Raw genomic sequence first — 23,617 nt, forward strand, 5'->3', positions numbered from 1 at the left:
AGCGGGAAAACGAAGTTTAATGTTCATAATCTGGTTCTAACTGCTTGAAAAAACCATATTCCCGATAGAGACATTGTGTACATTAAGCTCCGCTTTCGGGAATGACAAATGGTTTTGCAATTGGCTCGAAAGTAAAAAAACGGCTTCAATTCTGAGGCCGTTTGTATTTTAATTTCCCCTGCCGCCGACCTGCTTGCTTCAAGCGGCACTTTTTACAGGCGGATAAATTTTTCGGCGGTTAACAAAAGGTTCTTTCAAACAGCTCGGCAATCGCCTTTTTGCCGTTTTCCGCAAGGAACCTCGTGCCCGTTCCCGCGAAATGCTGGTGGGTTATGACCGGTTCGTTCCCCCTTTCGCGCTCCACCCAGTCAGTTTTATCCCACTGAAACCAGGCGTTAATTTTCTGATCAAACACAAACAAAGGCTTATTGCAGATCTTGGCGAATTCGGCGCCCCAGCCTGTTCCGCCTTTGACGGTCTTGTCGGGCAGGATCTCTCCGGCAACGTAAATGGACTGGCCGTTATTGACCTGATACCAGATTGTTTGCAGAACCTTGCGCAAAATTGGGCTTTCCGTATAGCGGCGATTCATTAATCTTGACACATATTCAAGACTGACATCGCCGTTTTTCAACTCTTCATGATTCAGAACGCGCACGCCTCGCTGTCGGCAGCGGGTATGTCCATCAAAGGTAAAATTCACCTCTTCAATTCCGTAGCGTTCCGCGTTTGCTCCAAATTCCGCCTCTGCCCCGTCCGCGCCACCGCTGAAAAGAATTACGTTATCCTTTTTCAATTTCGTTCCTTTCTTTATGCTGCAATAATCTTGCGGATTCCTCTCAAGGGGACCCTCATACAAACGTCTTGCGCGACTATCTACCACAATAGGGATTTTTTTTGAAAGTATTTTTTAAGGGTTCGTTCTTTGCCTGCAATATCCCTGCATATCGGCCGGACGAAAGTCATTTGTGGTAATTTACTTGACAGTTGCCGTCAAATAAGTGTTAGAAATCCGGAAGAGAAGGGGCAATATGTTCCCCTTGAATAAACAATGACGTTTTTGCGCCTTAGGGAGGGAATAAATGCAGTTGCCTGAAATGAGCCTGTGCCGTCAGAAGTTTTCTCGTGAAGCCATTACAAATCCCGCTGAGGCAATGGACGAGACGATCCGCTCAAGCTGGCTGCCGGGAAAAATCAAGCCCGGGCAGACGGTGGCGATAACCGGAGGCAGCAGGGGCATCGCTTCGATCGATGTGCTGATGAGGGCGCTTGTTGGGTCCATAAAAGAGATTGGGGCCAAGCCATTTGTGGTAAACGCGATGGGAAGCCACGGCGGCGCGACCGCCAGGGGGCAGCTTGCAATACTGGAATCGCTCGGGATAACAGAGTCATCTGTCGGCTGCCCGGTAATAGTCAGTATGGATGTTGACATAATGGGCGAGTTGGGGGATGGCTTTCCGGTTTTCTGCGATCGCAGCGCGGCCGGCGCCGACCATATCATCGTGATGAACCGGATCAAGGCGCATACGGCGGTGACCGGTCCGGTCCAGAGCGGACTCTGCAAGATGTGCGCAATCGGTTTGGGAAAAATCAATGGCGCCTCTCGCCTGCACCGTTACGGCCCGTCGCGGATGGGAGAGATGATCCCGACGGTTGCCTCGTTCCTTGCGACCCGTGCGCCGATTGTTGCCGGGATTGGAATAGTCGAGAATGCCTACGGAGAAGTCGCCAGGCTGGAGCTGGTCCATCCGGAGGATTTTCCGGCCGCCGATGCCCGTCTTCTAAAAGAGGCTTCGCACCTTAAAGCAGGGGTGCCTGTTTCAGAGCTTGATCTCCTTGTTGTTGAAGAAATGGGGAAAAAATACAGCGGCACCGGCATGGACCCCAATGTGATCGGGCGGTGGCGCATTGCCGGAGAAGCAGAGCCCCGCTTTCCCGGAATCGGGAGGATCGTCGTTCTCGCACTGGAACCTTCGTCTCAGGGAAATGCCCAGGGGGTTGGTCTTGCCGATCTGATAACCGAAAGGCTTTTTAAGGATATTGATCTTGCCGTGACTTATAAGAACACCCTTACTTCGACCTACCTCCAGCGCGGGATGATCCCGATCATTGGCGGCAGCGACCGGGAAACCATAGACAAGGCGCTTTCCACGCTTCCGCCTTTGACGGAGGAGCAAACACGGATTGCCTGGATAAAAAACACAAGTCATTTGGAAGAGCTTGCCCTTTCCGCGGGGGCGCTTGCCCAGTATGACGCCGAATGTAAGCATAACGTTCAAAATGCAAAACTCGAGACAATCGGCAAATGCGAGTGGAAATTTGACGACAAAGGCGCACTGATGCCTTGGGATTAAACAGCCGCGTCTTTTGCCGCAGGCGCGACAAGTCAGCCGTTCTTTGACTTTTCTATCTAACATCCGTATGTATCCGGCGAAAATGCGATCGTTGAGAGCAAAAAAATACTGGAGGTAAAAATGCACGCAAAAAACAACTGTCCGCCCCTGACGCTTTCCCCGGGAGAAAAGCTTTATGGTTTTAAGATACTGCGCGTCGAGCAGATCCCGGAGATCATGGTTTCTGCCTATGAAATAGAGCATGAAAAAACCGGGGCGAAACTGCTGCATCTGCATTCCGCTGATCGGGAAAACCTCTTTTCTATCGGGTTCCGGACGCCGCCCCGGGATTCCCGAGGCGTTCCCCACATCCTGGAGCACTCCGTCCTGGCGGGCTCCGAGCGCTATCCGCTGAAGGATGTCTTCAACGAACTGGTGCGCGGGACGCTCCAGACCTTCATTAATGCCTTCACCTATCCGGACAAGACGATCTATCCGGTTGCCAGCCTGGAGAGACGGGATTTTTTCAACCTGGCGCGGGTTTATGCCGATCTGGTTCTACGACCCCGGCTTTTGCGGGAAACCTTCCTTCAGGAGGGGCATCATTACGAGTTCAATGAAAGCGGGGAATTGACCATCTCGGGAATTGTTTACAACGAGATGAAGGGGGCCTATTCCTCTCCGGAAACCCTTATGTACAATGCCATTCTGGAGAATCTCTTTCCCGACGTCCCCTACGCCCATGACTCCGGGGGAAATCCGGAATGCATTCCCGATCTTTCCTACGAGCAGTTTCGCGAGTTCCACCGTACCTACTATTCGCCGACCAACGCCCGCTTCTTTTTGTACGGGGACATTCCGACTGCGGAACACCTCGCCTTTCTTGCGGAGATTTTAAAAGGTTTTGAGCGGGTCGAGCTTAACTCCTCCATTTCTCTTCAGCCCCGCTGGAAGGCGCCCCGGCGGATTCACAACTTTTTCCCTATTGATAAGGATGAATCGGGAAAGGGTAAAAGCACGGTCAATATGGCCTGGATGACGGCGGAAAACACATCCAGCGAGACGGCGATGCTGCTTGCGATTATCGGCGATCTCCTCGCCGGAAGCGCCGCTTCTCCGTTGCGCAAGGCTCTGATAGACTCCGGACTTGGCGAAGATCTGTCGCCGGTCACGGGCTTGGAGCGGGATCTGCAGCAGATCGTTTTTGCCGTCGGTCTAAGGGGAACGGAGCCGGAGCGGGAGGGTCAAATAGAGCAGCTTATTCTCGAGACGCTCCAAAATACCGTGGAAAAGGGATTCGACTCGGAGTTGATTGAGGGGACGCTTCACCAGGTGGAATTCCATGGCCGGGAGATAACCCGGAAGAACTTTCCGTATGGAATTGTCTTAATGGGACGGGCTTACCACACCTGGCTCTATGATGGCGACCCGCTGACGGATATGAATTTCCCGCGGATCATCAGTTCAATCCGTTCGCAGTGGGAAAAGGATCCCGCCCTTTTCCAGAGAGCGGTTCGGGAATGGCTGTTGGAAAACCCGCACCGGCTTGTGTCGGTAATGGAGCCAAGCTCAGCGTATCAGGAGGAAAAAGAGCAGAGGACTCGCCAACGGATGGCTAAGCTCCGGGCGTCTCTTTCCGAGGGGGAAAAGGAAACTATCCGTAAGGAATCGGAAATCTTGAAGAAGTTTCAGACCGAGCCGGACCGGCCGGAGGCGGCGGCAGCGCTTCCCCAATTGAAGATTGCCGATATCTCGCGACAAGTCGAGACAATTCCTACGGAAATGATTGATTTAAAAGGCGTTCCGCTGTTTCGCCACGACATCTTCACCAACGGCATCGCCTATCTCGATCTGGCCTTCGACGTCTCGGATATCCCGGAAGAGCTTCAGCCCTATCTGCCGCTCCTGGGCAAGCTGACGACGGAAATGGGGGCGGCAGGGCTTTCTTATGAGGCGATGGCAAAACGCATCGCGCTCTACACCGGGGGACTGGGCTTCAGCCTGATTGCCGGCGAGACCGCCGACGGAACCAAAAGCTGGCAGAAGATGATCTTGTCGGTAAAGGCGCTCTACCGCAACACAGACGAGGCTCTCGCGATTGTCCGGGATATCCTGACCAGGGGGGAACTCAGCGAAGTTGAGCGGATGAAGGAGTTGATTTTTGAAAAAAAGAACGGACTCCATTCGGCGGTCATTCCGTCCGGACACCTCTTCGCCCAGATGGCGGCGGCAACGAGCATCTCACTTTCGGCCCGGCGTTCCGAACAGTGGTACGGCCGGAGTCAGTTGCACACAATCACCGAAACGGCGAACCGTTATGGCGAGGATCGCGGGGAAATTGTTGACAAACTCGTGCGCCTCCGGGAGACGATCTTTACCAGCCGCCGACTTTTCTTGAATATGACGGCCGATCAACAGGGATTGGAGGGCCTCGGCACGGCGGCGGAGGCGCTGCTTTTCGCCCTTCCGGAGGGAAAAAAGCCGCTGGCAAAGAGAACCAAAAACAGCCGGTCTGTTCACGTCGGGGTCGCGATCCCGGCCGATGTCTGCTATGTGGCCTCGGCCTTTGCGGCGCCGCCCTATACGGACCAAATAGCGCCGCCGCTTTTCGTTCTGGCGAAGCAGCTCTCCAACGGCTTTTTGTACCGGCGGATCCGGGTGCAGGGAGGCGCTTACGGCGGTTTTTGCCGGTATGAGCCTTCCAGCGGCGTATTTGCCTTTCTTTCTTACCGCGACCCGCACTTGACCGAGACGCTGGATATCTACAAGGAGGCAATGGATTTTGTCAGCGAGAGTTCGATCCCCGGCGAGGAAGTGGAAAAAGCCATCATCGGCACAATCGGCGCCCTCGACCGTCCGCTTGATCCGGCAGGGAGGGGCTACACCGCGATGATCAGGGAGTTTTCCGGCCTGACGGATGCATTGCGCAGCAGTTTCCGGGAGAGGGTGCTGGGGGTTACAACCGCAGAGCTTCAGGCGGTAGCGAGCCGCTATTTTGCGGAGGCCGGAAAACGCGCGGTCGTTGCCGTCTTCGCGCCGGAAGAAAGGCTCCGGGCGGCAAACGAGGCACTTAAGGAAAAACTTGTTCTGGAGAAGCTTCCCTGAAAGGAGAAAAACGTGCGTCGGCAGACATGCTTTATGGCGATTCTGACAGCAGCCCTGCTCGTGATTGGTTGCGCGGGCTTACGGCTGCAGGCGCCTTCAGTGACGGTGGCCGACCTGCAGGTGGTCGAGGCAAGCCTGCTGGAGCAGCGCTTTGTTTTCAAGCTGCGGGTTCAGAATCCGAATGACCGGGAGATCCCCGTCCAAGGAATGAGTTTTGAGGTAACGATCAACGATGAGTTGTTTGCCAGAGGGGTGAGCAACAAAACCGCGACCTTGCCCCGTTTGAGCGAAACGATGATGGAAGTCGACGCGGTAAGCGATCTTTCAGCCATACTGCGTCAGATAGGGGCGCTGAGGCGGGACGGCAAAAGTTCCGCATCTTATCGCATCCGGGGTCGTCTTTTTACCGGGCTTCTCGTTGATCTTAATTTCGAGAATAGCGGGGTGCTGGATTTTCCCGTTCCCCCCGGCGATAAATAACGGCCGAGAGGAAATTCAGGAGGTCTTCGCCCTTCATTCGACAACGATTTTCCCCGGCGGAGTCGAGACAACCTCGCCGACAATTGCCGCATCGGGGATTCCCGCCTTATGCATTTCCGCAAGCAGTTCCGTTGCGCCGGCTTCCGGCAGAGAAATGAAAAGCCCCCCCGAGGTCTGCGGATCGAAGAGCAGATCGATGATCCAGGCGGGGCAGTTGGCCCCCTTTTCGATCTGCTGCTCGCGAAATTTGCGGTTTCGGATCAAACCGCCGGGAATGATTCCCGTTTCGATCAGCTCCTGAACGCCTTCAAAATACGGTATCGCTTTTGAGTATATTTTTATCCCTGTGTCGGTTCCCTCAATCATCTCCATGGTATGTCCCAGCAGGCCGAATCCGGTGATGTCCGTGCAGGCGTGGATGTCGTCTCTTTTTGCCATAAGTTCCGCCGCCTTCCGGTTGAGCTCCATCATCGCGGCGACGCTGCGTTTCTGCAAGGCGGAATCGGCAACCCCGCCTTTAACCGCGGTGCTGGCGATTCCGGAGCCAAGGGCCTTGGTCAGGATCAGGCGATCTCCGAGAATTGCCCCCCGGTTGGCCAGAACCCGGTCGGGATGGACGATGCCGGTCACCGAAAGGCCGTATTTCGGTTCATCGTCCTCGACGCTGTGGCCGCCCACGAGGACAACGCCCGCCTCGCGCATCTGATCGAGACCGCCCCGGAGAATCTCGCGGAGGATGGAGATGTCCATCTTTCCTATCGGGAAGCAGACGATGTTCATCGCTGTCAGCGGACGTCCCCCCATTGCATAGACGTCGCTGAGCGCGTTGGTTACGGCAATGCGTCCGAAGGTATAAGGGTCGTCAACGATCGGCGTGAAGAAATCCACCGTCTGGATGATCGCCAGATCGTCGCGCAGGCGATACACCCCGGCGTCGTCGGCATTCTCCATACCGATGATAAGATTGGGATCTGTAATCAGCGGCAGATCCTTGAGCGCTTCGTGCAGGTCCTCCGGACCTATTTTGCATGCTCACCCGGAGCCGTGCGAGGTCTCTGTCAGCCGCTTCTTTTTATTTGCCGGAGGCATTGCCGGAATAATATCCATACTTCATCCTCTTTCTACTTATGAGATTACTAATTGCCTTGCCTTATGCAGATAACAGACGAGAATAAAATTTGCAAGCGGACGATCACCCTCGGCATCTGATTGCTTGAGCAGCAACATGATGACGGTTCGGCGCTCTTTTCGTTTCACTTTGTATCCAAGCGAACGATTCCGCCCCTTTTTTACGGATGAACAGGGCAAACCATTGGCCCCTGTCTCTTGGGAAAACGGGCCTGAACGAATTCTCCGTTGGTCGGCGCCGAAATAGACAAAGTCGATCTGCGGCAGGACCAGGATGTTCTCATAAGATATTTTTCCATCTCGGAGCCCCGGGAGATCTATTGTCCTCATTTTTCCGATTCCTGCCAGGAAACCATAAGGTTGACATCCGTCGGTCATTAAGCTATTTGAAAACCGGCGGCATAGTGGCCGGGCCGATTGTTAAGGCATTTCCCCACGGACGGCGGTTGTTGATTCACGTTTTTTCTACGAGGGAAAAATGAAATTATCTGTAATTGCCAAATATTATTCTGTTTACGCCCTGATCGTTATCTTGGCGGGGATGATCTCCTGCTCGGGCTCACTCCGGAATTACGGTATGATAAACCCCAGCGAAGGGGTGACCGGCGATTTTGAAAATTCTAAAGTAAAAATTGAATGGCGCTATTATGTAAGCGGCGCCGATTTGTATCCCAACGCCATCCTGGGGTTGCCCAAGGAGCTGCAACTCGTTCCCGGGACCTTGTGGAAAAGTGTGGCGATGACCCCGGAGATGATGAAAGAGCTGGTTGGCAGCATGAAAGCAAAGACTTCCGAGTTAGGCCAGTATCTCTATGGATTTGAATTGACGACCCCTCAAGGCGCGCCGCTTGGCGCCTGGTATTCGATGCCGACGGCGCGAACCATGCTGAGGCAAAACGAAGACGGGACAATCTGGATTGAAACCCCCGACATTGACACCTATGAAAAGTTTGAGCTCAAAAAGGAAATTAACTGAAAGGCGAGTTAGTTCCACAACGGCGGGTTTCGGCGTTTTTTTAACATTGCCTGCTCATTAATCAGCATTTCTTGGTCCAATGGATCAAATGACCATTATACAAAAATATTGACAGGGCCATTCCCCGGGTATATAGGCCGCCGAACTTTTGTTGCACGAGTCCTGGCGTTATTTCCCCGGTAGTTGTTATTTGCATTTAAACAGAGGAGCCCCTGGGGGATTCTCTCTTCTTTTGTAACATAAAACGGGGTCAAGGATGAATGTCGCAAAAAACCTGGAACAATCCGCATGATGCTTTCCTGGACGACCTGCTTTAAGCGAAGGCTCCTCAGAAACAAGTTATTCCCAGCTCAATGAAAAAGTCAATCGCGTGGCAACCGCGCTCATCAATCTGGACATTACACTTGCGGAGGAAATCGCAATAGGTGGAAACCGGCAGCGATATTGCTTTAAGGATTGACAAACTCTCGCTTAGTTTTGGCGGTGTCAGAGCCATCAACAACGTGAGCGTCAATGTCAGAAATAATGAGATATTTGCTCTCATTGGGCCCAATGGCGCCGGCAAGACCGCATTGCTCAACTGTATAAGCGGTTTTTACAAACCCCGGGAGGGCGAGATTTATTACAATGAGCAAAAAATCACCTGAATGCGTCCGGATAAGCTGGCGAAAATCGACATTGCCAGAACCTTCCAAAACATTGAACTATACACGGGCCTGAGCACTCAGGACAACATAATGGCTGCCCGGCATGCGCTGATGAAGCAAAACTTCGTTACCGGCGGTCAATATCTGGGCCCGGCGCTCCGAGAGGAAATTGCCCACCGGAAGATAGTAGAAGAAATTATCGACTTTCTTGAAATCGCCTCCATTAGAAAGAAGATCGTCGGCCTTCTGCCCTATGGAATGAGAAAAAGGGTGGAACTGGCCAGGGCGCTGGCTCTCGAGCCGAAGGTGCTTCTGCTTGACGAACCCATTGCCGGTATGAACCTGGAGGAGAAGGAAGACATCGCCCGCTTCATTATTGATCTTTTCGAGGGGCAGGGGGAGACCTATCCGGATACGGCGGTGCTTAGGGACGGCATCCGCTGCATCATCCTGGTCGAACACGATATGGGGGTGGTAATGGACATCGCCAACCGGGTGGTTGTCCTCGTCATATAAACATGATAATTGAAACAGAATCATCTTGCTGATATATAACGAACGACAAAATATCAAACAGGGGAGAAGCTTATGAAAAAAATGATTATCATGGCAATGATTTTATCGCTTATTGGCGCATGTGCGCCGACAACGAGTTCGCGCTATCGGGAGGGAGACAACCGGGGGCAGCAGACGGCGTTGACGGTCGCGGACGAAAAACGGCTGGCCGCAGAGGCGCTTCCGGAACTTTTAAAAGACTATCCGGCGGCGAAAAGTACAGAGCTGCAGAACTATGTAACCGCAATCGGCAGGAAGATAGTTTTGGCCAATGATCTGGAAGGAAACCCCTATCACTACGAATTTACCGTTGTCGATTCCAAAAACCCCAACGCGTTTGCGATGCCCGCGGGAAAGGTATTCGTGACCGCTTCCCTGATTGCGATTGCGGCGAACGAAGCGGAACTTGCCGGGGTCATCGGGCATGAGCTCGGTCATGTAGTGGCAAGGCATGCTGCCGAACGTATGTATGTTATGGAAAAGGAACAGGGTAAGACATGGCTCTATGGGGCCGGGGGCGGAATAATCGGCGGCATTATCGGATATGGGCTGGGGAGTGTGATCTGTGGGGAAGATGATAAGGCCTGCTACGTAAAAACGGCGGCGATCGGCGCCGCCGCGGGGGCGGGTGGTGGGTTGCTCGTCCAGAAATACCGTTTTCTGGTGAACTCCCGCGAGGACGAGATGGAAGCGGATCGCATCGGCTTCCGGCTTGCCGTCAATTCCGGCTACGATAAGGACAAGGTGGGCGATTTTTATAAAAAGCTGCTGCAGATCGAAAAGAAGGGTGGAGGGCAGAACGATCCCCTCACCAAAAAACTTTCCGATGCGCTGAGCACCCACCCGCCCAGCGAAGAAAGAGTGCGGCAGATGGAACAGCTTGCGGAGGCAAGACCGGCCGTGAAAAATGCAATCGTCGATTCTCCCCAGTTTAGAAGGGCAAAAAAGATTGCCGCTGAATAAAAGCGGCGCGGGATTTCGAGAGTAATGCCCAGCAACCGGGAACTGCCTTGCGGCAGGCAAGCTTGCTAACGATAGGAAGGGCGATCATTGATGACATGCCCTATGTGCCGCAAGCAAAATACGGATCGGTGAAATTGCCGGCCGGCGTTCACAGGATCAAGTGGGCTGTGATCTTTGGGGTCAGTGTCATGGTTGACGCCAATATTCATGTGCCGCTGTATGCAGCTCCCTTCGGAATTGCCTCCTGCAGCAACAAGACCGTTTTGGAAGTCACTGAAGAAAAAGGCGATTAAAAACAACTCGTCTCAAAAGTCGGTATTTTGCGCAGCTCCACCGCAAAGAGATAACAAACGGCAACATGGCGCTTCTGGCAATTGACTTCCTTAGAATTCCACCCCTCGCTGAGCCTTGATGCCGCTTTCGTATCCGTGCTTGATTGCCTTTATCTCCGAAACCGTGTCGGCGATCTCAATGAGCCCCGGCGACGCCCCGCGGCCGGTCAGCACGATGGTTGTGCCGGGGGCCGCCAGGCGAAGGGTGGCGAGGACAGCCTCTTCGTCAAGGAGATGCAAAGAGACCGCCACACAGACCTCGTCCAGGATTACCAGACCGAAACGGCCGGTCTGGAGATATGCAGCGGCCTGCTGGAGGCCCTGTTTTGCCGCCCGGCAGTGGTCGGCGAAGCGGGGGTCTGCCGGTCGGGGGACAAATCCGGCCCCGATCGTGATGATTTCGACATTCTCCATTTTTTTCAAAGCCGTGTATTCGCCTGTTTCCGTGTCCGCTTTCACGAACTGGATAACGGCGACCGCAATGCCGTGTCCATGCGCCCGGAGCGCCATTCCCAAAGCGGAGGTCGTCTTTCCCTTCCCCTCGCCGGTGAAAATCAGGATCCTGTTTTTATCGCCCATCATGCATCCCCTTTTCTCTCATAAGACAATGATTTTATATATCTCTTTCCTTTTTAACGTCGTCATAAGCTCCCCATCCAGGCGAGGGCGACCAAAGGCGGGATCAGTTCGGTCAGTTCACAGGCCGCGCCGAGCGTGTCCCCGGTATAGCCGCCGAGTTTCCTGCCAAGATAGACGGTAAACAAAAGCACGAACAAAAAGGATGATGCCGCGGCTATGACTCCGGCCAGTCCTCCCGCGAGGCCGCCGGTTGTCAGCAGAAAGATCAGAGCCCAGAGAAGAAAAAGAGTCGGGCGGTTTAACCGAAAAACACCGACGAGACCCTCCGGGCGCGCATAAGGAAGAACCGCTATTACGATCAGCAGGGCGCAGCGGCCGGCGACCGGCATCAGGAGCAGCGCCCAGAAACGGGCGGGGGAGGGGAGGGAGGCGATGGCGGCGATCTTCAGCGAAACAACGCAGACAATTGCGACTACTCCCATCGGTCCGGTACGGCTGTCCCGCATGATTTCGAGCATCCGTTCACGCGGGCGGGAGCTGAGCAGACCGTCTGCGGTATCGGCGAGTCCGTCCGTATGGAGCGCCCCGGAAAAAGCGATCAGCAGAATTGTCGCAAGCACGCTTCTGACCGGGAGCGGAAAGATAAAGCCCAATCCCCAGTCAATCGCCGACACCAGGAAGCCCACCATTAGCCCAATCAGCGGGAAAAACGGAGGTGCTTTTTGCAGGGCTTCTTTGTCGGGCGCAAGGCCGCGGGGCAGCGAAAAGATCGTCAAAAATTGCAGTGCCGCGAAAAATCCTCTCATTGCGCCTTTGAGACCATCGCTTCCTCAAAAGTCGCCACTTCGGTCAGCAGCCGGACGGCGGCCTCAATAAAGTTCATCGCCAGCGCCGCCCCCGTTCCCTCGCCGAGCCGCAAATCGAGGTCGAGAAGCGGCTGCTTTGCGAGCAGTTCCAGGGCAACGCGGTGCCCCTGTTCAACGCTGCGGTGGGCGGCGATCATGTACTGCCGCGCCGTCGGACAGAGAGCGCTTGCGATCAGTGCGCCGGCCGTCGAGATGAAACCATCGATAACCACAGGTTTTTTCAGCCGGGCGGCACCCAGAATCAGCCCCGCTATCCCCCCGATTTCAAAGCCGCCAACCTTTGCCAGGACATCAATGCCGTCATGGGGATCGGGTTTGTTCAGCCGCAGTGCCCGTTCAATGACGCCGACCTTGTGGGTGAACTGTTCATCTTCGATTCCGGTTCCACGACCCGTGACCTCTCCGACCGGGCGACCGCTGAAGACTGCTACAATCGCGCTGCTGGGGGTGGTGTTGCCGATGCCCATCTCGCCGGTGCCGAGAATATCGACGGAATCTGCCGCGTTGAGCGCAAGATCGATCCCATTTTCGAGGGCGCAAACGGCCTCCTCGCGGCTCATCGCCGGGCCGACGGCCATATTTTTTGTGCCGGGACCGACCCGGCGCGACAGTATCTTGCCGGAGGCGACAAGTTCGCTTAAATCGGTGGCGACCCCCATATCCACGACGGCAACTGACGCTCCGGCCTGGCGGGCGAGGGCATTGATCCCCGCCCCGCCGGCGGCGAAGTTTGCGACCATCTGCGCGGTTACCTCCTGCGGATACTTGCTGACCCCTTCGGCGACGACCCCGTGATCCCCGGCCATCGTGAAAATTGTCTTGCGGGTGACCGCCGGATGCAGCGAGCGGGTTATCCCGGCGAGTTCCTCCGCCAAGTCCAGCAGCCGTCCGAGCGCCCAGTAGGGCATTGTCAGGCTTTCCAGACGCTGATGGGCCAGCGCCCGAACGGCCATGTCCTGCGGTTCAATTTTTGCGATTGTCTCCTGCAACAGCATCATGGTTGCTCCTTTACGTAAAGAGGGATGCCGCAGACCAGCAGTATGACCCGGTCTGCGGCCCTCGCTATTTCCTGATTGCAGCGTCCGGCAATGTCCCGGTAACGCCGCGCTGTTTCGTTGTCGGGAACGATCCCCATGCCAACCTCGTTGGCGACCAGAAAAACCGTGCCCGCGCTTTCCCGGCAGGCGGCGACAAGCTCCCGGCAGTATTCGACAATAATCTCTTCCGTCAGCACTGCGCCCGTTTTTTCCTCTTTGTACATGAGGTTGTTTATCCAGAGGGTAAGGCAGTCCACAAGCACCGTCCTTTCTTTGCCATTCCGGCGGATTACTCCTGCCAGATTGACGGTTTCTTCAATGGTTTTCCAGCCTCTTCCCTCTCTTGCCTCGCGGTGCTTCCGGATTCTTTCCTCCATTTCGGGATCGATTATCGGACAGGTCGCGATGAAGAGGCGCGCCCCCGGGATCTCCTCCGCTTTCTTCTGCGCGTAAGAACTCTTGCCACTTCGACTTCCGCCGGTAACGAGAATTATCTCAGCCATAATTCAGCAGTGAACCTTTCAGATGATGCTGGTCGTTCAGGCGGGTAAGAACGCCTTTTCCGTGATGAATCATGATTTCCGAGAGCGATGTCGGTGATATCTCAAAAGAGAGGTGATGCCTGCTCGGGAGTCCCAGAAAATGACAGATGAGAAAGCGGATGACGCCCCCGTGGGTGAAAACTACCGTTGTTTCGGCAGGGTTGCTGACGATTATGTTGGCCGCTGTTGCAATCCTTTTTCGGAAACTTGCCGTATTCTCGCCTTCCGGAAAGAGGAAATCGTCCCCCTGCGCCGCCCAGTTTACCACCTCTGCCGGATAGGCCGCCTCTATCTCCGCAAAGCTCAGCCCCTCCCAGAGTCCGAAGTCTATCTCCCGGAGGTTTTCGTCTATCTCCAGGGGTTTGGCCAAGCCAATGGCGAACTCTGCCGTCTGGCGGGCGCGGCGCAGGGGACTGGTTAAAAAAAAGACGTCCCTGAAGGCGGGTAGCAAAGCGGCGAGGGCCTCCGCCTGTTTTTGCCCCTTTGCGGACAGATCCGCATCCGTTTTCCCGATATACCGCCCCTTGTAGCGGGTTTCGGATTCGCCATGGCGAATCATCAGCAACCGTTCAGACATAAATTCCCCGAACTCTGTTTTATCTGAAATGCATCTTCCCATTCTTTTTTAGAATAGTGGCACCAGGCGGCCTTTGTCCCCGGTTACAGCGGCGGGACCGCGATGGATTTGCACCATCTTCCCAATTTCCCGGCAGAGACGGGAGGGTCAATAGTACGGCCGGTTTTTGCTGTCAAGGGAAATATGGCAGCTAATCCGCAATGGGTGTTGAAATATTGGCAAGGCTGGATTATAGAGGAAAGACAATTCCGGAGTGGTCTGATCTGAATGAACGGTTTTAGGCAAAGTGTGGCAAAAGGAGTGAGATGCGTATATTTGTGGATGCGGATGCCTTCCCGAACGTAATTCAGGATGTGCTGATCAGGGCTTCAGCGCGCCTGAACGTGCCATTGTGCTTTGTCGCCAATAAGCCCCTGCGGGGTGGCAGGGGTGCAAGGATCACCTTCATCCAGGTTGCCGCCGGTGCTGATGTCGCCGATGACCATATTGTCGGGCTTGCGCAAGCGGGCGACCTCGTGATTACAGCCGATATCCCGCTTGCCGATCGGGTGATTGCCAAAGGGGCCTTTGCGCTTGATCCTCGGGGAAAGCTTTATACGCAGGATAATGTCAAGGACAGTCTGGCCATGCGCGATTTATGCAAGGAATTAAGGGATTTGGGGATGATTGGGGGTGGACCGGCAACATTCGGCAAGTTGGAGCGCCAGGCGTTTGCCAATCAACTGGATCGCCTCCTGACCAAGCAGTTGAAGGCGGAGCTTCATGTTCATGATGTCGAAAAAGCGGGGCTGTAAACGAGGTGTATGCCGAAAAACAGAGGGCTTCTTGATAATAAAAAGCCCCTCAAAAATTTGAAGGGCTTTTTACTGAAAAAAATTAAATCCCGATCTTACAGTTTACGTACATCCGCTGCAGCGGGGCCTTTGGGACCGGCAACAACATCGAAGCTCACCCGATCGCCCTCAGACAATGATTTAAAACCCTCTGCCACAATGGCGGAATGATGTACGAAAACATCCGTGCCGTTGTCCTGTTCGATAAAACCGAATCCCTTTGAATCATTGAACCACTTTACTTTTCCTTCAGACATCTCTACTACTCCTTTTTTTTGGGTTCCTACTGGGAACCATGCAATTATGCCGACTCATTCGGCCTGCCGCCCGTTTTGCGCACAAAAAAACCGCCCTTGCCAATTTATTTGGTCAGTGCGGCTAACTTTTTCGTACTTTGCTTAAAACAAAAACGTGCTGCACATCAAGTGGAAAGGATGATAAAGGAAGTCGCAGAAAAATGCAAGCTCTTTTTTATAATGTTTTTTATAATGATTTTCAAAGCTCAATGCGGTACCCTGGCATTGGGTTTGTGGGAGGATGAGTGCGCCGTTGTCTTGTCTGGGGAGGAATATGGGATTAATCTGGATCAACGAGGTTTCGGTCAGTTTTGGCGGGCCGCTGCTGCTTGATGGCGCCACGCTGCAGATAGAGGCGGGCGAAAAAATCGGCCTTTTGGGAAGGAACGGTTCAGGCAAGTCAACCCTTATGAAATTGCTGATGGGCGATGTTTCCCCGGATTCCGGCGCGATTGTCCGCAAGGGGGAGGCTCGGATCGCCATGCTTCCCCAGGACGTGCCCGACGACCTGCCGGGAACGGTTTATGATGTCGTGGCTTCCGGTGGCCGGGAGCATCTGGAACTGCTCCGGGAATACCGCGAACTAACCGTTCTTTTATCAAACGGCGGTGCGGAGACCCTGCTGAAAAAGCTGGAATTGTTGCAGCGGCGGCTGGAGGCCTCCGGCGCCTGGCGATACCATCAGCAAGTGGAAGCGGTGCTCTCCCGGACTGAGCTGGATGAAAATGCCGAGTTCGGGCTGCTTTCGGCGGGCATGAAACGGCGGGTATTGCTCGCCAGGGCTCTGGTGAACGAACCGGACCTTCTGCTGCTCGATGAGCCGACAAATCATCTGGACATCGAGGCCGTACTCTGGCTGGAGGATTTCCTGCGGAACTTCGACAGAACGCTGCTGCTCGTGACCCACGATCGGGCATTTCTTCAGCGGGTGGCGATGCGCATTGTGGAGATCGATCGGGGGCGATTGCTCTCTTTTGCCTGCAATTATAGCGAGTATCTTGAACGCCGACAGGCTTTGCTTGCGGCCCAGCAGAATCAGGCGCAGGAATTTGACAAGAAACTTGCAAGGGAGGAGATTTGGATTAGACAGGGAATCAAGGCCCGCCGCACCCGCAACGAGGGCAGGGTGCGCGCGCTGATGCAGTTGCGCCGGGAGCGGGCGCAGCGCCAGGAGCAGACGGGCAACGTCCGGCTTGCAATCCAGGACGCGAATCGCAGCGGCCGGCTGGTGGTGGAGGCGCAGGATATTCATTTTTCCTTCGGCGACAACAAAATCGTGGCGGGGTTCTCGACGACGATCATCCGGGGCGACAAGGTGGGGATTATCGGTCCCAACGGCTCTGGAAAAACCACGCTGCTGAAGATTCTGCTCGGCGAGCTGAACCCGGACGCGGGAAGCGTCCGTCGGGGCGCCGGGGTGCAGGTTGCCTATTTTGATCAGCTTCGCGCCCAGCTCGACGAAAACAAAACATTGAAGGATAATGTCGCCGCCGGCAGCGACATGGTAATCGTGGGCGGCGCTTCCCGGCATATCATCTCGTATCTTCAGGATTTTCTTTTCCCGCCAGACCGGATTATGTCGCCAGTCAGCTCTCTTTCGGGCGGCGAGCGGAATCGGCTGCTGCTGGCAAAACTCTTCCTCCTTCCCTCCAATGTCCTGGTTCTGGATGAACCGACCAACGATCTTGACATGGAAACGCTGGAGCTCCTCGAAGAGCGCCTTCTCGATTACGGCGGAACGATTATTCTGGTCAGTCACGATCGCGCTTTTCTGAACAATGTGGCAACCTCAACAATTGTCTTCGCAGGCAAAGGGCGGCTCCAGGAATATGTTGGCGGCTACGACGACTGGATGAGACAAAAAACCAAGCAGACATATCCACTTACAACGGTTAAGGATGAACAAAAACAGAAGAGGGACAGAGCGCCGCGGGAAAAGAAGAAACTCTCCTACAAAGAGCAGCAGGAGCTGGAGAGTTTGCCGGTGAGAATTGAAGCCCTGGAGAAGGAAAAGGAACGTCTGCACGAAACCCTGAATTCTCCGGAATTCTATGTCAACCGGGATGCCGGGAAAATAGACAGGGCAAGCGCAGAATTGAGCGTACTGGAAAAAAAGCTGGGTATGGACTATGGACGCTGGGAGGAACTGGAAAGCCTTGCGGAAAAACTCAGCGGCGAGCAAATTTGAAAAAATTAATTTTCCGGTTCCCTTGACATGACCCGGGCGGGTTCTTATATTACCGGCGGTTTTGAGGACATTCCCTGAAAAGTGAAAGGTTAATAAAGGGATGGAAGATTACATAATCAAGATATTCAGGGAGTCGATCCAGGTAAAGGAGGCTTTTCTCAACGAAAACCTGAATAGGATAGTTGCCGTAGTTGAGGCGGTGACTGAGGCGCTGACTGCCGGCAGCAAGATACTCCTCTTCGGAAACGGCGGATCGGCTGCGGACGCCCAGCATCTGGCTGCCGAATTTGTCAACCGGTTTCTCATCGAGCGGCCGCCGCTTCCGGCTATCTCTCTTGCCACGGATACGTCGGTGCTTACGAGTATCGGCAATGATTATGATTTTTCCGAAATATTCAGCAAGCAGATTCGGGCGATCGGTCAGAAGGGCGATATCGCCTGGGGGATAAGCACCAGCGGGGGATCGGTAAACGTTGTCAAGGGGCTGGCGGCTGCCCAGAAAATCGGCATGATTACGATCGGGCTCACAGGCCGAGACGGCGGCGAGATTGGCCGGATGGTTGATTTTCATTTGAACGTCTCGTCGCAGAGCACCCCCCGCATCCAGGAGGCGCACATAACCGTCGGGCATGTCATCTGTGAGATGGTGGATTTCAAGCTGTTTCAGAGGACGGAAAGCTTGGCTTAATATATATAGGGGAGTTCATGGGTTTGAAGACAGGCAAAAAAGATACAACCGGAATTAATGATGCCGTAAAAAATGAGGCTGATGGGCAACAGGGGCTGTCGGTTGAAGGGCTGATTGACGGTAAAAATACAGAGGAGCTGACTGTAAAACTCCAGGAGGCGGAAAAAAAGGCCGCGGAAAATTATGACAAGTACCTGCGTTCCGTTGCCGAATTCGATAATTATCGCAAACGCTCCCTCCGCGAGAAGGCGGATGCCATCAATTACGGCAATGAAAAGCTGCTGCAGGACATCCTGCCGCTTCTCGACGGCATAGACAGGGCGCTGGAGCAGGCCGGTAAATCGTGCGATTTAGAGGCTTTCAAGACCGGGCTGCAGTTGCTGCGCGAGCAGTTTGCCGGTTGTCTGAAAAAGCACGGAGTGGAATCGATCGACACGCTCCGACAGGACTTCGATCCCAACCTGCACGAGGCGCTGCTCCAGGTTAACAGCCCCGACCATGGGCATAACAAGGTGGTAAACGAATTCGAAAAGGGCTTTCTGCTGAACGGGCGGTTGCTCAGGCCGGCGAAGGTGTCTGTTTGCAGACGCCCCGTAGCGGACAACGATAATAAAAATGAGTGCGAAAAGGCATAAATTCAAGGAGGAATAGCTGTTATGGCAAAGATTATTGGAATAGATTTGGGGACAACAAACTCGTGCGTAGCGGTGATGGAGGGCGGGGACCCGGCCGTAATCGCCAACCAGGAGGGTAACCGCACGACTCCGTCGATCGTGGCTTTCGCAGAAAATGGCGAGCGTCTGGTGGGGCAGGTGGCCAAGCGCCAGGCCGTTACCAATTCGGAGAACACCGTTCATGCGGTAAAGCGGCTGATCGGGAGGAAGTTTGGTTCGAAAGAGGTGCAGTACGACAAATCGGTCAGCCCCTTCAAAATAACCGAGGGACCAAACGGCGACACTCAGGTGACGGTTCGGGGCAAGAACTACAGCCCGGCGGAGATATCGTCGATGATTCTGACCAAGATGAAGCAGACGGCCGATGACTACCTCGGCGAGAAGGTAACCGACGCGGTAATCACCGTTCCTGCCTACTTCAATGACTCCCAGCGGCAGGCTACCAAGGATGCCGGCCGGATCGCGGGGCTCAATGTCCTGCGGATCATCAACGAGCCTACCGCGGCGGCGCTGGCCTATGGTCTGGACAAGAAAAAGGACGAGAAGGTGGCCGTTTTCGATCTGGGCGGCGGTACCTTCGATATCTCGATTCTGGAACTGGGCGGCGGCGTTTTTGAAGTCAAGGCGACCAATGGCGATACCCATCTCGGCGGCGAGGATTTCGATCAGCGACTCATTGAATATCTGGCCTCCGAATTCAAGAAGGATCAGGGCATCGACATCAAAAGCGACAAGATGGCCCTCCAGCGGCTCAAAGAGGCCGCGGAAAAGGCAAAGATGGAGCTTTCGAGTTCGATGGAAACGGATGTCAATCTGCCCTTCATCACGGCTGATGCGTCCGGGCCGAAGCACTTGAACATCAAGCTTACCAGGGCAAAACTGGAGGCGCTGGTCGAGGATCTGATCGAAAAGACCGTTGGCCCCTGCCTGACGGCGATGAAGGACGCGAAACTTTCCATGTCCGATATTAATGAGGTTATCCTTGTCGGCGGGATGACGCGCATGCCCAGGGTGCAGCAGAAGGTAAAGGAGATTTTCGGAAAGGAACCCCACAAAGGGGTTAACCCGGACGAGGTGGTGGCGATCGGCGCCGCGATCCAGGCCGGCGTCCTGACGGGCGACGTCAAGGATGTCCTCCTGCTCGATGTGACGCCTCTTTCCCTCGGCATTGAAACGCTTGGCGGCGTCTTGACCAAACTGATCGAGAAGAACACGACGATTCCGACCCGGAAGAGTCAGACCTTCTCCACTGCGGCGGATAATCAGCCGGCGGTCAGCATCCATGTTCTCCAGGGCGAGCGCTCGATGGCGGCCGACAACCGGACGCTGGGCCGCTTCGAACTGGTCGGGATTCCCCCGGCGCCGCGCGGCATGCCCCAGATCGAAGTTACCTTCGACATCGATGCCAACGGCATTGTCCATGTCTCCGCAAAAGACCTGGGCACCGGCAAGGAGCAGAGCATCAAGATCACCGCCTCCAGCGGCATGACCGAAGAGGAGATCAAGAAATTGGTGAAGGATGCCGAGGCGCACGCCGAGGAAGACAAGAAGAAGAAGGAGCTCATCGACGCGCGGAACCAGGCCGACACGCTTATGTACAGCGTCGAGAAGAACGTCAAGGAGTTCGGCGACAAGATCGATGCTGCAGAAAAGACAAAGATCGAGGAAGCGATCGAGCGGGTGAAAAAGGCGATTGCCGGCGACGACCTGGCCGAGATCAACGCCGCTCAGGAGCAGCTCAGCACCGCCTCTCACAAGCTGGCGGAGGCGATGTACGCGAAGACTGCCCAGCAGGGAGCAGGCGCTGGCCCTCAGCCGGACGGCGCCGCCGGGCCGGAAGCCGGCGCGCAAGCGGCGGGCGGCAAGGATGACGATGTTGTCGATGCCGATTTCGAGGATGTAAAGAAATAACTTTTTGACGATAAACATTAAGGCCAGGGCATCCTTTGGTGGGGTGCCCTGGTTTTTTATTGGATAACGCCGGTTCATATAATTAAAATCATTGCCTTATAATCATCCTCTCATTTTTCCTTGCCTTCGGGGAAAAAACTGTTATCGGGGTTTCATTATCGGTCTCGGGTGTGATATAAAAATCACCTAATGTTATTCTCTCGGCAGGCGTGAACTCGAGAGAGAAGTTTAATAAACAGGAAGGGTGGAGGACGGCGAATGTCCGCTTTTGTGCAATGAACAGGTTGGTTTTTCTGCTGACGGTTTTGCTTGTTCTGCTTGCTTCTTCCGCCTTTTCGGCTGGCGGGAAGGGTTTTGCTGTCCATGCCCGCCAGGCCGTCCAGGCCCGCCTGCTAATCGACCGGGAGTATTTCGACGTTTTGCAGGAAGGGATAGCGGGCGCCAAGGACGAGATTGTTATTTGCGCCTATCTTTTCAAGACGTTGGAGAACGCCAAAGGCTATCCGGAAAAGATGCTGAAAAGCCTGGCCGCGGCGGTCAAAAGAGGGGTTCGTGTCCTGGCCGTTATGGAACTCAGTCAGGAAAGCGGTGATCTGCTCCAGACCAATACGGAAACGGCCAAGCGGCTGGAGCGGGCAGGAATAAGGGTTTGCCCCGACCCCCAAAACACGGTAACCCATTCAAAACTTGTTGTTATCGACCGCCGGCAGCTTTTCATCGGCAGCCACAACCTGACTCAGTCCGCCCTCAGGTACAACCATGAAGCCTCCGTCTGGATCGAATCTCCGGTGCTGGCCAAAGAGGCGCTGGATTATCTGGATTCTGTCTGCATGCAGGGAAAAGACAAACTGAAGCATCCATGACGGCGAACTACCGTAAGGCAGGATAAAATATTTGCAATTCATTAGAAAGAGGCGATTGTAAAACTCTCACATTCTGTCATTCCCGCAATGATTTTAAGCTGGAAAACGAAGTTTAATGTTCATAATCTGGTTCTAACTGCTTGAAAAACCGTATTCCCGATATAAGCATTGTGTACATTAAGCTCCGCTTTCGGGAATGACAAATAGTTTTGCAATTGGCTCGAAAGAAAGGACTTTACAGTTGAAAAAACGCTTTTTACTGACAAATGACGACGGCATCTATGCGCGGGGCATTGACGCCCTGCGTCGGGAACTTGCCAAGGATGCCGAGTGCATTGTCGTAGCGCCGGAAATAGAACAGAGCGCTGTCGGCCATGCGATTACCGTTTTCCGGCCGCTGATGGTAAGAAAGGCCCGAAAAAACGGCAGCGTATTCGGTTATGCCGTTTCCGGTACGCCGGCCGACTGCGTCAAGATCGGCCTGTCCGAACTGGCCGACGGGCCGGTTGATCTTGTGGTATCCGGGATCAACCGCGGGCGCAACGTCGGCATTAACATCATCTACTCGGGGACCGTTTCTGCCGCGACGGAGGCGGTTATCCTCGGCGTCCCGGCGCTGGCGATTTCCGTTGATTCGCATCAGGAAGTGGATTATACAGCGGCGGCCCGTTTTGCCCGGAAGATGGCGGCCTTTATTCTGAAGAACCCCCTGCCGGACGTGATAATCAACGTGAATGTTCCGGCAATCCCCGAAGAGGAGATCAAGGGGGTGGTCGTTGCCAGGCAGGGGCGGGCGCGGATGCGGGAGAGATTCGACAAAAGGACGGATCCGCGGGACAATCTCTATTACTGGCTGGCCGGCGAGCCCGAGCTTCCCTTACAGGATGAGGATGATACCGACTTCAGCCTCCTGAAAAGGGGGATGATCACGATAACCCCGATCCATTGCGATCTGACCCGCTACGACCTGCTGGAGGAGTTAGGCAAGCTGGCAAAGGAGAGCTTTTGAGACTTTTCTGTCGGGAATTTCTCGCATTATTGCAGACAAGAAAGAAGGTACTTTATGATTGACAAAGCTTTTCTGGGGTTGGTTCAGAACGCCGCACTGCTTTTGCCGCCGTGTTCATCTTTGACGTTTCGACACCCAGCTGGCGCACCGGGCAAACTGCCTGGCGCTAGGCGCTTGTCGGTATGGCCAGTGGCGCCATTTGCATCGTTATCATGGTTACGCCCTGGACGTTTACCCCGGGAATTGTTTTCGATACGCGCTCGGTCCTGATTGGCATATCCGGTCTTTTTTTAGGATGGCTCCCCACCGCCATTGTCATGGCGATGGCGGCGGGATTCCGACTCTTTCTGGGAGGGGCAGGCGCCTGGACCGGCGTGGGCGTGATCGTGCTTTCGGGAACGATCGGGATCGCCTGGCGCCATTGCCGCCGTCGGCCCCTTGCTGAAATATCCGGGAGAGAGCTCTACCTCTTTGGCGTGGTTGTCCATTTGGGTATGCTCGCCATGATGCTGACCCTGCCGTGGGAGACCGCCCTGTGGGTAATTTCCAGCATTGCCCTGCCGGTCCTGGCGATCTATCCGGCAGGGACCGCCCTCCTGGGATTGCTGATGATCAAAAGGTTGCGCCGGGAACAGGTCGCTGAAGAGCTGCGCAAGGCAAACGCCTTTCTTGATTCGGTGATCGAGAATATCCCGAACATGGTTTTCGTCAAAGACGCCAGGGAGCTTCGCTTTGTCCGGTTCAACCGGGCGGGAGAAGAGATGTTTGGCTATTCCCGCGAGGAACTCATGGGAAAAACCATTCACGATTTATATGAAAATATAAAATTACCGTTCATTATCAAAGACATTCGTTGTTAGTAATCAGCTTGAATACAGATTTTTATATTCGTGGTCGCCATGTGGGCGCCGACAATTTGTTGTGCAAAAGCTGATCGGTCATGTTCTTCTCCGCGCTTAAAAGCTTCAGTTCGTAATCGACCTCTGTTATGAATGTCTTGCGTGTGCATCGTTCATCTCACTGCTTTGGGGACCA

25 protein-coding genes and 1 riboswitch are annotated in these 23,617 nt (G+C 54.5%); of the genes, 16 read left to right on the forward strand and 9 right to left on the reverse strand.

What is annotated here, in order from left to right; all coding sequences use genetic code 11:
* Nucleotides 1–238: 238 nt before the first annotated feature.
* Nucleotides 239–796, reverse strand: a complete 558-nt coding sequence (locus K0B01_11940; GenBank protein ID MBW6486847.1) for a hypothetical protein — start codon at nt 794–796, stop codon at nt 239–241.
* Between the two features lie 286 nt (nt 797–1,082).
* On the opposite strand from K0B01_11940, the gene K0B01_11945 reads away from it, so the two are divergent.
* From K0B01_11945 to K0B01_11955, 3 genes are all read left to right on the forward strand, one after another.
* On the forward strand, nt 1,083–2,354 hold the full coding sequence (locus K0B01_11945; GenBank protein MBW6486848.1) for a DUF362 domain-containing protein: 1,272 nt from the start codon (nt 1,083–1,085) through the stop codon (nt 2,352–2,354).
* Nucleotides 2,355–2,474: 120 nt separating this feature from the next.
* Nucleotides 2,475–5,438 (forward strand): insulinase family protein, encoded by a 2,964-nt coding sequence (locus K0B01_11950; GenBank protein MBW6486849.1) that lies wholly within the window; start codon nt 2,475–2,477, stop codon nt 5,436–5,438.
* Between the two features lie 12 nt (nt 5,439–5,450).
* Nucleotides 5,451–5,918, forward strand: a complete 468-nt coding sequence (locus K0B01_11955) for an LEA type 2 family protein (protein MBW6486850.1) — start codon at nt 5,451–5,453, stop codon at nt 5,916–5,918.
* Between the two features lie 33 nt (nt 5,919–5,951).
* On the opposite strand, the gene selD is transcribed toward K0B01_11955, so the two are convergent.
* Together selD and K0B01_11965 are read right to left on the reverse strand one after the other, a co-directional pair.
* On the reverse strand, nt 5,952–6,941 hold the full coding sequence (gene selD / locus K0B01_11960; GenBank protein MBW6486851.1) for a selenide, water dikinase SelD: 990 nt from the start codon (nt 6,939–6,941) through the stop codon (nt 5,952–5,954).
* A gap of 102 nt (nt 6,942–7,043) precedes the next feature.
* Nucleotides 7,044–7,376, reverse strand: a complete 333-nt coding sequence (locus K0B01_11965) for a hypothetical protein (protein MBW6486852.1) — start codon at nt 7,374–7,376, stop codon at nt 7,044–7,046.
* Between the two features lie 148 nt (nt 7,377–7,524).
* Between K0B01_11965 and K0B01_11970 the strand changes: the two genes are divergently transcribed.
* The 5 genes from K0B01_11970 (at nt 7,525) to K0B01_11990 (ending at nt 10,480) form a co-directional block, all read left to right on the forward strand.
* A complete protein-coding gene (locus K0B01_11970) occupies nt 7,525–8,022 on the forward strand; it encodes a hypothetical protein (protein MBW6486853.1) in 498 nt (165 codons plus the stop codon).
* Between the two features lie 425 nt (nt 8,023–8,447).
* Entirely contained in the window at nt 8,448–8,669 is a 222-nt protein-coding gene (locus tag K0B01_11975) for an ATP-binding cassette domain-containing protein (protein MBW6486854.1), read from the forward strand.
* Nucleotides 8,670–9,185 carry an ATP-binding cassette domain-containing protein gene (locus K0B01_11980; GenBank protein ID MBW6486855.1) on the forward strand — a complete coding sequence of 172 codons (516 nt, stop codon included), beginning with the start codon at nt 8,670–8,672 and terminating at the stop codon, nt 9,183–9,185.
* Between the two features lie 72 nt (nt 9,186–9,257).
* On the forward strand, nt 9,258–10,187 hold the full coding sequence (locus K0B01_11985; GenBank protein ID MBW6486856.1) for a M48 family metalloprotease: 930 nt from the start codon (nt 9,258–9,260) through the stop codon (nt 10,185–10,187).
* Nucleotides 10,188–10,249: 62 nt separating this feature from the next.
* A complete protein-coding gene (locus K0B01_11990) occupies nt 10,250–10,480 on the forward strand; it encodes a hypothetical protein (protein ID MBW6486857.1) in 231 nt (76 codons plus the stop codon).
* A 90-nt stretch (nt 10,481–10,570) separates the two neighbouring features.
* On the opposite strand, the gene cobO is transcribed toward K0B01_11990, so the two are convergent.
* The 5 genes from cobO to K0B01_12015 all read right to left on the reverse strand — a co-directional run bounded on the left by cobO (nt 10,571) and on the right by K0B01_12015 (nt 14,057).
* Complete coding sequence (gene cobO / locus K0B01_11995) at nt 10,571–11,101, reverse strand: cob(I)yrinic acid a,c-diamide adenosyltransferase (protein ID MBW6486858.1); 531 nt, start codon at nt 11,099–11,101, stop codon at nt 10,571–10,573.
* 59 nt (nt 11,102–11,160) lie between these two features.
* Nucleotides 11,161–11,904, reverse strand: a complete 744-nt coding sequence (gene cobS, locus K0B01_12000) for an adenosylcobinamide-GDP ribazoletransferase (GenBank protein MBW6486859.1) — start codon at nt 11,902–11,904, stop codon at nt 11,161–11,163.
* Entirely contained in the window at nt 11,901–12,962 is a 1,062-nt protein-coding gene (gene cobT, locus K0B01_12005) for a nicotinate-nucleotide--dimethylbenzimidazole phosphoribosyltransferase (protein MBW6486860.1), read from the reverse strand. The genes cobS and cobT overlap by 4 nt, the downstream gene beginning before the upstream one ends.
* Complete coding sequence (gene cobU / locus K0B01_12010) at nt 12,959–13,504, reverse strand: bifunctional adenosylcobinamide kinase/adenosylcobinamide-phosphate guanylyltransferase (GenBank protein ID MBW6486861.1); 546 nt, start codon at nt 13,502–13,504, stop codon at nt 12,959–12,961. The genes cobT and cobU overlap by 4 nt, the downstream gene beginning before the upstream one ends.
* The gene (locus K0B01_12015; GenBank protein ID MBW6486862.1) at nt 13,497–14,057 is read right to left on the reverse strand and encodes a histidine phosphatase family protein; all 561 of its coding nucleotides are present in this window, start codon (nt 14,055–14,057) and stop codon (nt 13,497–13,499) included. The genes cobU and K0B01_12015 overlap by 8 nt, the downstream gene beginning before the upstream one ends.
* Nucleotides 14,054–14,288, reverse strand: a riboswitch (cobalamin riboswitch). (Overlaps the previous gene by 4 nt.)
* Before the next feature lie 137 nt (nt 14,289–14,425).
* Here K0B01_12015 and K0B01_12020 point away from each other — a divergent pair.
* Complete coding sequence (locus tag K0B01_12020; protein ID MBW6486863.1) at nt 14,426–14,914, forward strand: YaiI/YqxD family protein; 489 nt, start codon at nt 14,426–14,428, stop codon at nt 14,912–14,914.
* 95 nt (nt 14,915–15,009) lie between these two features.
* Here K0B01_12020 and K0B01_12025 read toward each other — a convergent pair whose 3' ends face one another.
* Nucleotides 15,010–15,210, reverse strand: coding sequence for a cold-shock protein (locus K0B01_12025; protein ID MBW6486864.1), 201 nt, complete (start codon nt 15,208–15,210; stop codon nt 15,010–15,012).
* A 313-nt stretch (nt 15,211–15,523) separates the two neighbouring features.
* Here K0B01_12025 and K0B01_12030 point away from each other — a divergent pair, with 313 nt between their 5' ends.
* The 7 genes from K0B01_12030 to K0B01_12060 all read left to right on the forward strand — a co-directional run bounded on the left by K0B01_12030 (nt 15,524) and on the right by K0B01_12060 (nt 23,442).
* Nucleotides 15,524–17,437, forward strand: a complete 1,914-nt coding sequence (locus tag K0B01_12030; protein ID MBW6486865.1) for an ATP-binding cassette domain-containing protein — start codon at nt 15,524–15,526, stop codon at nt 17,435–17,437.
* Between the two features lie 100 nt (nt 17,438–17,537).
* A complete protein-coding gene (locus tag K0B01_12035) occupies nt 17,538–18,125 on the forward strand; it encodes a D-sedoheptulose 7-phosphate isomerase (protein MBW6486866.1) in 588 nt (195 codons plus the stop codon).
* Nucleotides 18,126–18,142: 17 nt separating this feature from the next.
* Nucleotides 18,143–18,760 (forward strand): nucleotide exchange factor GrpE, encoded by a 618-nt coding sequence (gene grpE, locus K0B01_12040; protein ID MBW6486867.1) that lies wholly within the window; start codon nt 18,143–18,145, stop codon nt 18,758–18,760.
* A gap of 21 nt (nt 18,761–18,781) precedes the next feature.
* A complete protein-coding gene (gene dnaK / locus K0B01_12045; protein MBW6486868.1) occupies nt 18,782–20,710 on the forward strand; it encodes a molecular chaperone DnaK in 1,929 nt (642 codons plus the stop codon).
* A gap of 275 nt (nt 20,711–20,985) precedes the next feature.
* On the forward strand, nt 20,986–21,573 hold the full coding sequence (locus K0B01_12050; GenBank protein MBW6486869.1) for a hypothetical protein: 588 nt from the start codon (nt 20,986–20,988) through the stop codon (nt 21,571–21,573).
* Nucleotides 21,574–21,769: 196 nt separating this feature from the next.
* Nucleotides 21,770–22,582, forward strand: coding sequence for a 5'/3'-nucleotidase SurE (gene surE, locus K0B01_12055; GenBank protein ID MBW6486870.1), 813 nt, complete (start codon nt 21,770–21,772; stop codon nt 22,580–22,582).
* A gap of 182 nt (nt 22,583–22,764) precedes the next feature.
* Nucleotides 22,765–23,442 (forward strand): PAS domain-containing protein, encoded by a 678-nt coding sequence (locus tag K0B01_12060; GenBank protein ID MBW6486871.1) that lies wholly within the window; start codon nt 22,765–22,767, stop codon nt 23,440–23,442.
* Nucleotides 23,443–23,617: the final 175 nt, after the last annotated feature.

Source organism: Syntrophobacterales bacterium (assembly GCA_019429105.1).
In the GTDB taxonomy this organism is placed as follows: Bacteria; Desulfobacterota; Syntrophia; order Syntrophales; family UBA5619; genus DYTH01.

Bases quoted from the DNA above. Each gene is read 5' to 3' on its own strand.
- K0B01_11945 (MBW6486848.1), top strand. From the start codon at position 1,083: ATGCAGTTGCCTGAAATGAGCCTGTGCCGTCAGAAGTTTTCTCGTGAA.
- K0B01_11950 (MBW6486849.1), top strand. From the start codon at position 2,475: ATGCACGCAAAAAACAACTGTCCGCCCCTGACGCTTTCCCCGGGAGAA.
- K0B01_11965 (MBW6486852.1), bottom strand. From the start codon at position 7,376: ATGAGGACAATAGATCTCCCGGGGCTCCGAGATGGAAAAATATCTTAT.
- K0B01_11970 (MBW6486853.1), top strand. From the start codon at position 7,525: ATGAAATTATCTGTAATTGCCAAATATTATTCTGTTTACGCCCTGATC.
- K0B01_11980 (MBW6486855.1), top strand. From the start codon at position 8,670: ATGCGTCCGGATAAGCTGGCGAAAATCGACATTGCCAGAACCTTCCAA.
- K0B01_11985 (MBW6486856.1), top strand. From the start codon at position 9,258: ATGAAAAAAATGATTATCATGGCAATGATTTTATCGCTTATTGGCGCA.
- cobO (MBW6486858.1), bottom strand. From the start codon at position 11,101: ATGATGGGCGATAAAAACAGGATCCTGATTTTCACCGGCGAGGGGAAG.
- cobS (MBW6486859.1), bottom strand. From the start codon at position 11,904: ATGAGAGGATTTTTCGCGGCACTGCAATTTTTGACGATCTTTTCGCTG.
- cobT (MBW6486860.1), bottom strand. From the start codon at position 12,962: ATGATGCTGTTGCAGGAGACAATCGCAAAAATTGAACCGCAGGACATG.
- cobU (MBW6486861.1), bottom strand. From the start codon at position 13,504: ATGGCTGAGATAATTCTCGTTACCGGCGGAAGTCGAAGTGGCAAGAGT.
- K0B01_12020 (MBW6486863.1), top strand. From the start codon at position 14,426: ATGCGTATATTTGTGGATGCGGATGCCTTCCCGAACGTAATTCAGGAT.
- K0B01_12025 (MBW6486864.1), bottom strand. From the start codon at position 15,210: ATGTCTGAAGGAAAAGTAAAGTGGTTCAATGATTCAAAGGGATTCGGT.
- K0B01_12030 (MBW6486865.1), top strand. From the start codon at position 15,524: ATGGGATTAATCTGGATCAACGAGGTTTCGGTCAGTTTTGGCGGGCCG.
- K0B01_12035 (MBW6486866.1), top strand. From the start codon at position 17,538: ATGGAAGATTACATAATCAAGATATTCAGGGAGTCGATCCAGGTAAAG.
- grpE (MBW6486867.1), top strand. From the start codon at position 18,143: ATGGGTTTGAAGACAGGCAAAAAAGATACAACCGGAATTAATGATGCC.
- dnaK (MBW6486868.1), top strand. From the start codon at position 18,782: ATGGCAAAGATTATTGGAATAGATTTGGGGACAACAAACTCGTGCGTA.
- K0B01_12050 (MBW6486869.1), top strand. From the start codon at position 20,986: ATGAACAGGTTGGTTTTTCTGCTGACGGTTTTGCTTGTTCTGCTTGCT.
- surE (MBW6486870.1), top strand. From the start codon at position 21,770: ATGACAAATAGTTTTGCAATTGGCTCGAAAGAAAGGACTTTACAGTTG.
- K0B01_12060 (MBW6486871.1), top strand. From the start codon at position 22,765: ATGGCCAGTGGCGCCATTTGCATCGTTATCATGGTTACGCCCTGGACG.